Here is an 11,984-nt window from a genome sequence, read left to right as displayed (position 1 = left end):
TGCTTGCTTGTAAGTTTATCTGCAAAAGAACTAAAAAGAGTGAAGATTACAAAGAAATCTTCACTCTTTTTTATAATTTATTTTCTTTTGAGTATCTCTCGTGCCCCAGGGCCCTCGTGGTTGGGGTAGCCGGGAGTATGGTTTCTGCATCGTGGATCGGCATCTACTTTCAAACTCCGGTAATCATCTTTGGTGCGGGCGATGTAATCATCAAGCATGGCACGGTGTTCGGCGAGAACCTTACTGTATTTAGGGTCTTTGGCGAGATTCTTGCGTTCTCCCGGATCCTTTTTCATATCATATAGCTCTTCTCCGTTACCTTCCAGATAGTGAGTGTACTTGTATCTCGGTCCGCGTACCATACGTCCGGGAGTAACGACATATTCATATTCGCTATGCCATTCGGAAACTACATAAGGGTGAGTTTTTTTCTGTTTCTCCCCTTTTAATATAGGTGCAAGGCTGATTCCCGGTTTTTCGGCCGGAACGGGAATTCCTGCCAAATCACAAAGGGTAGGCAGAAGATCTAACGTAGGCTGTGTCAATACTTGGTCTACGGGCTTTTTCTGTTGTTTGATGCCAGGACCTGCAAAAATAAACGGTACGTTGGTCATTTCATCATAGAAACTGATGTGCTTGGTCACCATGCGGTGTGAAGCCATTCCATCACCATGGTCAGCCATGATAATAACGATTGTGTTTTTTCCGGCAGGAGTGGAGTAGAGGGCTTTCAATACGCTGTCTACTTGCTTGGAAACCATCTTGGTATAGTGTTGGAAAGCGGCAATGTAATGACGGTAATTCTCTTCATTCCAATGAGCGGCCTGGGTCATGCGGCGATGGCTGCAGCAGATGTATTGCACTGGTTTAGGGATATTGCTCCAGTCTTCTACATCGAAATTGGCCGGTAGCTCCGGAAGGGTTCCACTGATGGCGCGGTCGGTATGTATTCCTTCGTTTGCTCCTACAAATCCGCAGATATTGTGAGGGTTCTGAAAATCGGCAATACAGATGAATGGTTCTTCCGGCGGATTACTTAGATAAGCAACAGCGTCTTCACATGTTCCTACGTCCAGGAAACTGTCGTTATTGACCGGGAATTCCGGATCGGTGAATGGCTTGGCTACCGGTTCTTTATGCTTGAATCCTCTAAGTGAACCCATGTCGTGTGTTTTTCCGAAGTGTACGGCTTCATAACCGTTTTCAGAGAAAAGGCTTCCTAATGTCGGTATGTTTTCGGGAATACGTGAGTTGATAGGTTCGCTGGAGTTGGAGCGTACATTGGTTTGATGAGGCATCATGCCACTCCATAAAGCAGCACGTGAGGGTTGGCTGAGAGGGCAACCTACATAAGCATTGGAGAAGATAACTCCTCGTGAAGCGACTTCGTCAATAGGGAGGGTACAGCCTTGTGTTTGTCCGTAAGCTCCCACAACACGTTGTGTAAGATGGTCGCACTGAATAATCAGGAAATTGGGCTTTTCTTGAGCCTGTGCTGTCACGCTGCACAGGGCTAATCCCATGAATGGATAAATAGTTTTCATTACTGGTTAGAATTAAGTAATATTTGATTTGGAAGCAAAAATAGGAAAAAAGGAAACGTAAAAAAGGGTGAGGTAGTGGTTTTGGACGCAAATGAAAGTATTTTGTACAAAAATGAAAGGTTGGCTGGCCATTAGGGGGAACTATCGGTGATGGGAGTTGAATGATAAGTGATAAACGGCAGGTGATAAGTCATAAAACGGGTTACTGAAAAAGAAAACGGTGAATAAACTGCACTTGTTATGGCGCAGTTTGTTCACCGTTCATTTATAAGTTTGCTGTTGATTAGCTGTTCATGCTCATCAGGAATTCGTCGTTGTCTCTGGTTTTTTCCAGACGGTCTTTAACGAAGTCCATTGCTTCGATCGGATTCATGTCGGCAAGATATTTGCGTAATATCCACATGCGGTCAAGGGTTGTTTTATCAAGCAACAGGTCGTCACGACGAGTGCTGGATGCGGTAATGTTGACTGCCGGGAAGATACGTTTGTTGGACAGGTTGCGGTCGAGCTGCAACTCCATGTTACCTGTACCCTTAAATTCTTCGAAGATAACTTCGTCCATTTTAGAACCGGTATCGATCAGTGCGGTAGCAATAATGGTCAGTGAACCGCCGTTTTCAATATTACGGGCAGCACCGAAGAAGCGTTTTGGTTTATGAAGTGCATTTGCATCCACACCACCAGAAAGAACTTTTCCGGATGCAGGAGATACTGTATTGTATGCACGAGCCAGACGAGTGATAGAATCAAGGAAGATAACTACGTCGTGACCGCATTCTACCAGACGTTTTGCCTTTTCCAATACGATACCTGCAATTTTTACGTGACGTTCTGCCGGTTCGTCAAAAGTAGAAGCGATTACTTCTGCATTAACACTGCGAGCCATGTCAGTTACTTCTTCCGGGCGTTCATCAATCAGCAACATAATCATGTAAACTTCCGGGTGGTTGGCTGCGATAGCATTAGCGATATCTTTCATTAAGATGGTCTTACCTGTCTTTGGCTGGGCAACGATCAATGCACGCTGACCTTTACCGATAGGAGCGAAAAGATCGACAACACGGGCAGACATAGAGTCTGAATAACCGCCTTTGCAAAGTTTGAACTTTTCATCCGGGAAGAGAGGTGTCAGATGTTCGAAAGGAACACGGTCGCGAACGAAAGCTGCGTCACGTCCGTTGATTTTCGAAACCTTTACCAATGGGAAATATTTTTCTCCTTCTTTGGGTGGACGGATAACTCCTTCTACTACATCACCGGTTTTCAGACCAAATAGTTTGATTTGAGACTGTGATACATAAATATCGTCCGGAGAAGAAAGGTAGTTATAGTCGGAAGAACGGAGGAATCCGTATCCATCCTGCATAATTTCCAGAACGCCTACTCCGTTGAGAATATCATCGAATTCATAAGGCTTTTCGCGTTCAATAACCTTGCGTTCCTGCTGCTGTTGTTGTACCGGAAGATTTTCACCCGCATTGTTCTGCTGAGCGGCACGTGGCATCGGTAAGCGTTGTTGGTTTTGGTTCTGATTTTGATTTGGAATCTGAGCCTGATTCTGGTTATTGTTGTTACGCTGGAAATTATTATTGCTATTATTATTGGCGTTATTGCCATTGTTAGTAGCATTATTATTGCCGTTGTTATTGTCGCGTGGGCGAACAATACGCGGACGTTGCTGCTGGGATTGCTGTTGTTGGGATTGTTGTTGCTGTTGAGGATGAGGTGATTGTTCCGGTGCTGTCTGTGCTGATTCTGTTTTGGTAGCTTCGAATTTTCCGAATAGTTCGGTAGGAAGCTCTATTTTTTCAGAAGGCAGATCTTCGATTGGAATAAAATCATCGTCGTCAACGTTGGACAGGATATTACTTTCCTCGTCGATAACGGGGGCAGCTTTCTTTTGTGGTTTATCTATAACCTTTTTCTCTACAACAGGATTGTTAGGTTCTGCAGCCGGTTTATTTGTTTCTGCAACAGGCTTATTCGCTTCTGATGCAGGTTTGTTTTTTGCTTTCTTCTCGGCTGTTTGCTGTTGTACCGGAGCCGTTTTTTCCTCAGTACCAGTAGCTTTCTCTGCAACAACAGGCTTAGACTCCACTACTTTGGGTGCTGCCGGTTTTGCATTTTCTACTTCTTTTTTCTCTTCTGCGTCAGAGTTCTTACGAGGACGGCCTACTTTACGCTTGGGAGTAGCAGTGTTTTCTGCTTTAGCTTCTACAACAACAGTTTCTTTTTCTTTGTTTGTACTCTCTTCTTTTTGGGAAGGTTGTGGTGCCGCTTTTACAGGAGTGGGCTCTTTTGTCTTGTTAGCCTCTCCACTCTTTGTTGCGGAAACCACCTTGTCTTCTTTTTTGGTAGGAGCTACCCGTGAACGCTTTTTCTTTTGTTCTTCATTTTTGCGTTCTTCTTTTAGTTTATCTGCGGCAACTTTTTTTGTAGCTCCTACAATGGCCTGTTCATCGAGTATTTTATAAACAAGGTCTTCTTTTTTGTATGAGTCTGCTTTTTTTATGCCTAACTCTTTGGCAATAACTTGAAGTTCCGACAGATTTTTGTCGTTTAATTGGATAATGTTATACATATAGTATGGTAAGTTATTAATATTTCTTTTTTTGCTGAATTATGGACAGCATTACTACAGCTCATGGCTACAGATATGCGAGCATACGTTTTGTTTTTTATTCTGAATTAGGGATGTATATGTTGAATCGTAGAATGTTTCAACGGGGCAAAGATAATAATTTTTTTTGGTTTCATGAACAATCAAACATTTTTTTCCACGTAAAAGTGTATCTTTGCTACATAAAAGAAAATAGTATGACAGTAAATGAAGCTCATTTAATTTATTTTTCGCCTACACACACATCTAAACAAGTTGCGGAGGCGATTGTTCACGGAGCGGGCATAAAAAATATTTTTCCTATCAATGTGACACAGCAGATTGCAGATGAAATTGTGATTCCTACATCTTCTTTGGCTATTATTGTAGTGCCTGTGTATGGAGGACATGTCGCTCCTCTGGCAATGGAGCGTTTGCAGTATATCCGTGGAGTGGATACTCCTACCGTTTTGGTAGTGGTTTATGGAAATCGTGCTTATGAAAAAGCTTTAATGGAACTGGATGCTTTTGCTATTCCTCATGGATTTAAAGTAATAGCCGGGGCAACTTTTATTGGAGAACATTCATATAGTACCGACAAATATCCGATTGCAATGGGACGTCCTGATGAAACGGATTTAGCCTTTGCGGTGGAGTTTGGGAAGAAAATCATGGAAAAAATACAGACAGCTGATAATATGGATACCCTTTATCCGGTGGATGTACGTGCTATCAAGCGTCCGAGTCAGCCATTTTTTCCTTTGTTCCGTTTTTTGAGGAAAGTCATCAAGTTACGTAAAAGTGGGACACCGCTTCCCCGGGCTCCTTGGGTGGAAGATGAGAATTTGTGTACCCATTGCGGGTTGTGTGTGGTCCGTTGTCCGGCAGGGGCTATAACGAAAGGGGACGAGCTACATACGGATGAGGCTAAATGTATTAAATGTTGTGCCTGTGTAAAAGCTTGCGTTAGGAAAGCAAGGGTATATGATACCCCTTTTGCAGTTTTGTTGTCAGATTGCTTCAAGAAACAGAAGTTGCCTCAAACTATTTTGTAGATCACGACGCGCTTGGTCGTTTCATCAATACGAAAGCGGTTGTCTGTTCGTTCGCCTATCAGCCATGCGATGTGTTCTCCACAGCAGAGTACCCATTGGCGTTCTTTTTGGCTGATAGAAAATTTGCGGTCGGTCAGATAATCGCTTATTTTTTTCTTTCCTTTCATTCCAAAAGGGATAAAAGTGTCTCCCGGTTGCCATTTCCGGTAATGAATTTCTCCATTCAGTTTGTCGGCATCAAAACAGGCTATTTCCTTTTCACGTGGAATGAGAAAATCCGGGGTGTACTCTCTTTCCTCTTTGATGATTTGAAAAGGAGGAAGAACCTCATTTTCAGATTCAATGGTTTCTATTAATAAGAATTCTCTGTCTTTTATCACTCTCCATTCTTTGCTGCAGAATTGCTTGCCCGGTTGGCTATGAAGCGAATGGGCGATATCTTTGATTTGTGCGGAATTGAATCCTAGAGGATGCAGGACTTCGAATAAAATAGCTTCGGGTGCCGGTTCCTTAACCAAATCACTGATTCGGACACCTTCTGCTGTAATGATTTTCTTTTTAGTCGCCTCTATACATTTATTATATATAGTGGCTACATCATTCAGATAATTACTCGTATCTATCAGAGTGTTTTTGACTGACGGATTAATTTCCTGCATGAGGGGAAGGAGGTTGAGCCGGATTTTATTACGGGTATATTCGTCTTCCAGATTGGTGCTGTCTGTCACATAATCTTGTCCGATGTTTTGCAGGTAACGAATTATTTCTTCCCGGTTGATGCAAAGCAGAGGGCGTACGATGGCTCCATTACGGGGGCGGATTCCTAACAGACCGGTAATTCCTGTTCCCCGAATCAGGTTAAGTAGTATAGTTTCTATGCTATCATCTTGGTGATGGGCCACAGCGATAACATCTGCCTGACATTCTTTTCTAATTTTCTCGAACCATTGGTAGCGGAGTTCCCGTGCGGCCATTTCAATCGAAATATGTTTTTCCGTTGCATATTGGGTCGTGTTGAAATCAATGGTATGTAAATGGATTTCCATTCTTTCGCAAAGTTGGCGGACAAATAACTCGTCCCGGTCTGACTCTTTGCCTCGCAAGTGGAAATTACAATGTGCGGCTTCGCAATGATAACCTGCTGTATGCAGAATATATAGCAATGCTACCGAGTCGGCACCACCACTCAATGCGATCAGGATTTTATCATCCGGTGAGAACAAATGTTCCTTTTCTATATATTTTGTAACGCGTTGTTGTATCATGCCTGCAAAGATACGAGTTTATCAATAAGTTTTTTTATTTTTTCTGAATCTTTTAGAGGATGAAAAAGGCTGCTATTTAAAAACATTCTAAATAATTTGCATGCTCCGAAGTTATGAATTATCTTTGCCAAAAATTTTGAGAGTTATGCGTTTGTCCGAATTAAAAACAGGAGAAAAAGGTGTTATTGTAAAGGTATTGGGGCACGGTGGTTTTCGTAAACGTATTGTGGAGATGGGCTTTATTAAAGGTAAAACGGTTGAAGTGCTGTTGAATGCCCCGCTAAAAGATCCCATAAAATATAAAGTTTTAGGTTATGAAATTTCTCTTCGTCGTCAGGAAGCTGAAATGATCGAAGTGATCAGCGAGGAGGAAGCAAAGAAGCTGGCCGAAAAGACCGTTTATCATGAAGGATTGCCTGAAGACCTTTCAGTAAAAGAAGAAGATATGAAACGGTTGGCGTTAGGTAAACGCCGTACCATCAATGTTGCTTTGGTCGGAAACCCGAACAGTGGCAAGACTTCTCTGTTTAATCTTGCATCCGGTGCTCATGAGCATGTCGGAAACTACAGCGGTGTAACCGTGGATGCCAAAGAAGGTTATTTTGATTTCGAAGGCTATCATTTCCGTATTGTCGATTTGCCGGGAACTTATTCTTTGTCTGCTTATACGCCGGAAGAAATCTATGTCCGTCGTCATATTATCGATGAAACTCCGGACGTGATTATTAATGTGGTCGATTCCTCCAATCTGGAGCGAAACTTATATCTGACTACCCAATTGATAGATATGAATGTCCGCATGGTAGTAGCTCTGAATATTTATGATGAGTTGGAAGCCAGTGGAAATACCTTGGATTATCATCTGTTGAGCAAGTTGTTCGGGGTGCCGATGTTGCCTACTGTCAGTAAGAAAAATCGTGGATTGGACACCTTGTTTCATGTTGTTATCAATCTGTATGAAGGAGTAGACTTCTTCGACAAACAGGGAAATATGAATCCGGAAGTTCTTAAGGATTTGACTGAATGGCATGACTCCTTGGTGGATCGCAAGAAACATGAGGAAGAGCATTTGGAAGATTATGTGCGTGAACACAAAAAGACGGGACGTGTCTTCCGACATATTCATATTAATCATGGACCTGATATCGAAAAAGCGATTGAGGCTGTAAAAAGTGAAGTGTCTAAGAACGAATTTATCCGGCATAAATATTCTACCCGTTTCCTTTCCATTAAATTGTTGGAGAATGATCCTGATATTGAACGTATTGTGCGCACATTGCCAAATGCGGATGAGATATTCCATGTCCGTGACAAGATGTCGAAGCGTGTTCAGGACACAATGAATGAGGATTGTGAATCGGCTATTACGGATGCTAAATATGGATTTATCAGCGGTGCACTGAAAGAGACATTCACAGATAATCACTTGGAGCAGGCGCAGACAACGAAAGTGCTGGATTCGATCGTAACTCATCGTGTTTGGGGATTTCCTATTTTTTTCCTTTTTATGTATCTGATGTTTGAAGGTACGTTTGTCATTGGAGAATATCCGATGATGGGGATTGAATGGGTTGTTGAGCAGATTGGTGACTTGTTGCGCAATAATATGGCAGAAGGTCCATTTAAAGATTTGCTGATTGATGGAATTATTGGTGGGGTAGGAGCGGTTATTGTCTTTTTGCCGAATATCTTGATTTTGTATTTCTGCATTTCTCTTATGGAAGATTCGGGTTATATGGCTCGTGCGGCTTTTATCATGGATAAGATCATGCATAAAATGGGATTGCACGGAAAATCATTCATACCTTTGATTATGGGATTTGGGTGCAATGTGCCTGCTATTATAGCTTCCCGTACTATTGAGAACCGGAAGAGCCGCCTTATTACAATGTTGGTGAATCCTTTGATGTCTTGTAGTGCGCGTCTGCCGATTTATTTATTGTTGGTGGGTGCTTTCTTCCCGAACAATGCAAGTCTGGTGTTGTTAAGTATTTATGTGATTGGTATTGTATTGGCTGTGGTAATGGCCCGCTTATTTAGCAAGTTTTTGGTGAAAGGTGATGATACTCCATTTGTGATGGAGCTTCCACCTTACCGGATGCCGACAGCGAAATCGATCTTCCGTCACACATGGGAAAAGGGAGCGCAGTATTTGAAAAAGATGGGAGGAATTATTATGATTGCTTCTATTATAATCTGGTTCCTGGGATATTATCCGAATCATGATGCTTATGAAACGGCTGCTGAACAGCAGGAAAATTCTTATATCGGCCAGTTGGGGCGTGGCATAGAGCCGGTTATAAAACCACTGGGATTTGATTGGAAACTAGGTATTGGCTTGCTTTCCGGTGTGGGAGCGAAAGAGTTGGTAGTAAGTACATTAGGTGTCTTATATGCAGATGATCCGGATGCTGATTCGGTAAGTTTGGCAGAACGAATTCCGATTACTCCATTGGTTGCTTTCTGTTATATGTTGTTTGTATTGATTTACTTTCCGTGTATTGCGGCGATAGCGGCTATAAAACAGGAATCGGGTAGTTGGAAATGGGCGCTCTTTGCTGCTTGTTACACAACGGGCTTGGCTTGGCTTGTATCATTTGCTGTTTATCAGATTGGAGGACTGTTTGTATGAATAATTGGCAAGATTGGGTAGTCGGAGTACTGGTTGTACTCTGTATTGCCCGCGTTATATATGGAATATTTCTTTTTTTTCGTCGTACGCGAGAAAATCAGAATCCTTGCGATAGCTGTGTAAGTGGCTGTGAACTAAAGGATATGATGGACAAGAAACGCGGAGAGTGTGATGTAAAGAAAAAAAGTACAAAGAAAAATTGCTGCGGATAGTTGGTAGTTTCAAAATTTGTACTACCTTTGCAACCGCAAACGAGAAATAATGGTTCCTTGGATGAGTGGCTTAGTCAGCGGTCTGCAAAACCGTGTACGGCGGTTCGAATCCGCCAGGAACCTCAAGCAAAGCTCCGAAACTACTTATAATAAAGGGTTTCGGAGCTTTTTGTTTTTGAAGAGGACGCAAATAGGGGCGCAAGCTTTGGATAAGTTTATTTTTAAGCAAATCAAGAAAACTCCGAAAGTATGAAATCAATATTCAACGAAGAGCAACAGAAGAAGGCTGTATTTATCTTAGAAAGTCCTTTGGCTAAGTTATCCGAACTTTATTCTAATGAAATAAAGGACTTGGCAGTGGTATGGTGTTATTACTCTGGAAAGATAGAGGGCAATACTTATACCTACGTTGAAACGGAAGCGTTATTGAAAGATGGCATTACTTCTGAAAAGAAGTATGAGGATGCCAAGATGCTTAAAAATCTTTATAACACATTCATTTTTGAACTGGAATATATTAATAAAGGAAACAACAAAGAAGCCATAGATGAACGCACTCTGTTTAGGATACATCAATCTATCTCGACTGGACTGGTTTCAAATGAGGAATCTCCCTACTGACAATTATGGAATTCACTTCCTGTTGGAATAGGTTTCTTCACAGCCGATGGCACTCTGGTAAGATGCAATGAAAGCTTCTGCCGAATTTTTGGAGCTGACTCACAAACGCTTCTTGGTAACAAACTCAACATAAATGAAAATTCAGTGGTTCCTGACGTGTGAAGGAAGCAGTCCGTCGTTGTGTTCCGGTACAGATGAGTTTTTTTGTATGATTTTGATAAACAGAGAACCGATAAACGCTTTTTTTCAACGTGTACCCGGACTTGCTACTTGAAATGTAACGGTAATTAATAAAAAAATGCTGCTTATCTGATGTGATAAACAGCATTCATTCTGGAGAGCCTCTTGTCGGATTCGAACCAACGACCCCGAGATTACAAATCACGTGCTCTCGCCAACTGAGCTAAAGAGGCGTTTTTCTTTTGCGGGTGCAAAGGTATGAATTTCTTTTAAAAATGCAAATACATCGCATACTTTTTTTATATTTGCAAAGTTACCAATGATTAGATGAAAATGAAAATTATGAATGTATGTAGTATGGCGCTTTTAGCCATAGGTATATGGGCTTGTTCCGGACAGAAGAAAGGAACGGCGAATGTTGAAGTTGCAACAGATAGTGTAGAAGTAGCTACGGATGCAAAATCTGTTCAGGCAGATAGTACAGGATATATTGTCCGGGTAGGAGAGATGGCTCCGGATTTCACGATTACCTTGACAGATGGGAAACAAGTGAGTTTATCTTCCCTTCGTGGTAAAGTAGTCATGTTGCAGTTCACAGCAAGCTGGTGTGGAGTTTGCCGTAAAGAAATGCCGTTTATCGAGAAGGATATTTGGTTGAAGCATAAAAATAATGCAGACTTTGCTCTGATTGGCATTGACCGTGACGAACCGCTTGACAAAGTACTGGCTTTTGCTAAATCTACCGGAGTCACTTATCCGTTAGGACTGGATCCGGGAGCTGATATTTTTGCGAAATATGCATTACGTGAATCCGGAATAACGAGAAACGTGTTGATTGATAAGGAAGGGAAAATTGTAAAGCTGACTCGTTTATATAATGAGGAAGAGTTTGCTTCTCTTGTGCAGGCAATTAATGAAATGCTAAAATAAAAGAAAACCCTCATCAGATGTTTCTAACGGAACAGGTATGAGTATATAAAAATAGTAACGCTATCCTGATGTGATGGCGTTACTATTTTGGTTATATAGTGACGCTATCCGGAGTGCATACCGTCACTATATGATGATGTATTTTCAAGCAATGCTAAGTTTGACCAGATAATCGTAATGCTTTCCTTCTTTTATCAATTCTGCCTTAAAACCACATTCGGAAGCATATAAGCTAAGAGTCTGGAAATCTACATATAACCAGTCGAATGTGTCTCCTTCTACATCTTTATACTGCATTTGGAAGTCAATCTCTCCGTAATAATCTCCGGCAAGGTCGATGACTATGCTACCGTCTTCCTCTTCAAAAAGATAACGCAAATCACTGGAATCCATAAGTATGCATCCACCAGGGCGGAGAATACGTTTCATCCGTTGGAAAAAAACGGGCATATTATTCAGCCGTCCGATAATTCCGGAACCATTCATGAGCATTAGGATCGTATCGAATGTTTCGGAAAATGTTTCATCAAAAAGGTTGATGAGGCGGGGATCGTTCACTCCGCGTTGTTTCATTACTTCGACAGATAAGGGAGAAATGTCAATGGCGCATACGTTTTTTTCCATTTCCTGAAGTGCCAGCGCATGGCAACCACTTCCGGCACCTACATCCAAAATCCGTCCGGTAGCCATTTGCAGGGCGGTACGCTCTAGTATAGGCATAGACTGTATATTACGAAACAGTTCTTTGACGGGAATTTCATCTTCTTCGAATTGAGAAGAAAATACCCGCAAACGATCAGCTCTGTGATGGTTGAAATAGTCAGAAATAGCGGCTCCCATCGGGTCCTTTTCTGCAGAAAGAATTGTTGTTGCCATTGGTGGTTACGATTGTTAACTTTGCAAAGATAAATAAATCCGCAGAAAAGGGTTATCTTTGCCATCGGAA

General features: G+C 41.9%; 8 protein-coding genes, 2 tRNA genes and 2 pseudogenes. 7 read left to right on the top strand and 5 right to left on the bottom strand.

Annotated elements, in window-relative coordinates; translation table 11 throughout:
* Positions 1–77: 77 nt before the first annotated feature.
* Positions 78–1,544 carry a sulfatase gene (locus tag NXV01_RS22295; protein ID WP_167511758.1) on the bottom strand — a complete coding sequence of 489 codons (1,467 nt, stop codon included), beginning with the start codon at positions 1,542–1,544 and terminating at the stop codon, positions 78–80.
* A 283-nt stretch (positions 1,545–1,827) separates the two neighbouring features.
* Complete coding sequence (rho, locus tag NXV01_RS22290) at positions 1,828–4,125, bottom strand: transcription termination factor Rho (protein ID WP_217721156.1); 2,298 nt, start codon at positions 4,123–4,125, stop codon at positions 1,828–1,830.
* Between the two features lie 236 nt (positions 4,126–4,361).
* Between rho and NXV01_RS22285 the strand changes: the two genes are divergently transcribed.
* Positions 4,362–5,198: a 4Fe-4S binding protein gene (locus NXV01_RS22285; RefSeq protein ID WP_195649502.1), complete on the top strand. Its 837-nt coding sequence runs from the start codon at positions 4,362–4,364 to the stop codon at positions 5,196–5,198.
* Here the strand turns inward: NXV01_RS22285 and tilS are convergent.
* Positions 5,183–6,463, bottom strand: coding sequence for a tRNA lysidine(34) synthetase TilS (gene tilS / locus NXV01_RS22280; protein WP_195649501.1), 1,281 nt, complete (start codon positions 6,461–6,463; stop codon positions 5,183–5,185). The two genes, NXV01_RS22285 and tilS, sit on opposite strands and share 16 nt — an antisense overlap.
* Positions 6,464–6,608: 145 nt before the next feature.
* Here tilS and feoB point away from each other — a divergent pair, with 145 nt between their 5' ends.
* The 5 genes and pseudogenes from feoB to NXV01_RS22255 all read left to right on the top strand — a co-directional run.
* Positions 6,609–9,095 carry a ferrous iron transport protein B gene (feoB, locus tag NXV01_RS22275; RefSeq protein ID WP_148364750.1) on the top strand — a complete coding sequence of 829 codons (2,487 nt, stop codon included), beginning with the start codon at positions 6,609–6,611 and terminating at the stop codon, positions 9,093–9,095.
* Positions 9,092–9,307 (top strand): hypothetical protein, encoded by a 216-nt coding sequence (locus tag NXV01_RS22270; RefSeq protein WP_148364751.1) that lies wholly within the window; start codon positions 9,092–9,094, stop codon positions 9,305–9,307. Before feoB ends, NXV01_RS22270 begins: the two co-directional genes overlap by 4 nt.
* Positions 9,308–9,358: 51 nt before the next feature.
* Positions 9,359–9,430: transfer RNA gene (locus NXV01_RS22265), tRNA-Cys, on the top strand.
* A 126-nt stretch (positions 9,431–9,556) separates the two neighbouring features.
* Positions 9,557–9,925, top strand: a pseudogene (locus NXV01_RS22260) (Fic family protein); the annotation flags it as partial.
* Positions 9,926–9,940: 15 nt separating this feature from the next.
* Positions 9,941–10,090, top strand: a pseudogene (locus tag NXV01_RS22255) (PAS domain-containing protein); the annotation flags it as partial.
* A 177-nt stretch (positions 10,091–10,267) separates the two neighbouring features.
* Here the strand turns inward: NXV01_RS22255 and NXV01_RS22250 are convergent.
* Positions 10,268–10,341, bottom strand: a tRNA-Thr gene (locus NXV01_RS22250).
* 94 nt (positions 10,342–10,435) lie between these two features.
* On the opposite strand from NXV01_RS22250, the gene NXV01_RS22245 reads away from it, so the two are divergent.
* Positions 10,436–11,038, top strand: coding sequence for a TlpA disulfide reductase family protein (locus NXV01_RS22245; protein ID WP_148364800.1), 603 nt, complete (start codon positions 10,436–10,438; stop codon positions 11,036–11,038).
* Between the two features lie 144 nt (positions 11,039–11,182).
* Here NXV01_RS22245 and NXV01_RS22240 read toward each other — a convergent pair whose 3' ends face one another.
* Positions 11,183–11,914, bottom strand: a complete 732-nt coding sequence (locus NXV01_RS22240; RefSeq protein WP_195649488.1) for a bifunctional 2-polyprenyl-6-hydroxyphenol methylase/3-demethylubiquinol 3-O-methyltransferase UbiG — start codon at positions 11,912–11,914, stop codon at positions 11,183–11,185.
* Positions 11,915–11,984: the final 70 nt, after the last annotated feature.

The sequence above is a fragment of the Bacteroides sp. BFG-606 genome (assembly GCF_024788145.1).
GTDB lineage: Bacteria > Bacteroidota > Bacteroidia > Bacteroidales > Bacteroidaceae > Bacteroides > Bacteroides vicugnae.
The sequence above is the reverse complement of the archived record's forward strand: the minus strand, read 5'-3'. Positions and strand labels throughout refer to the sequence as shown.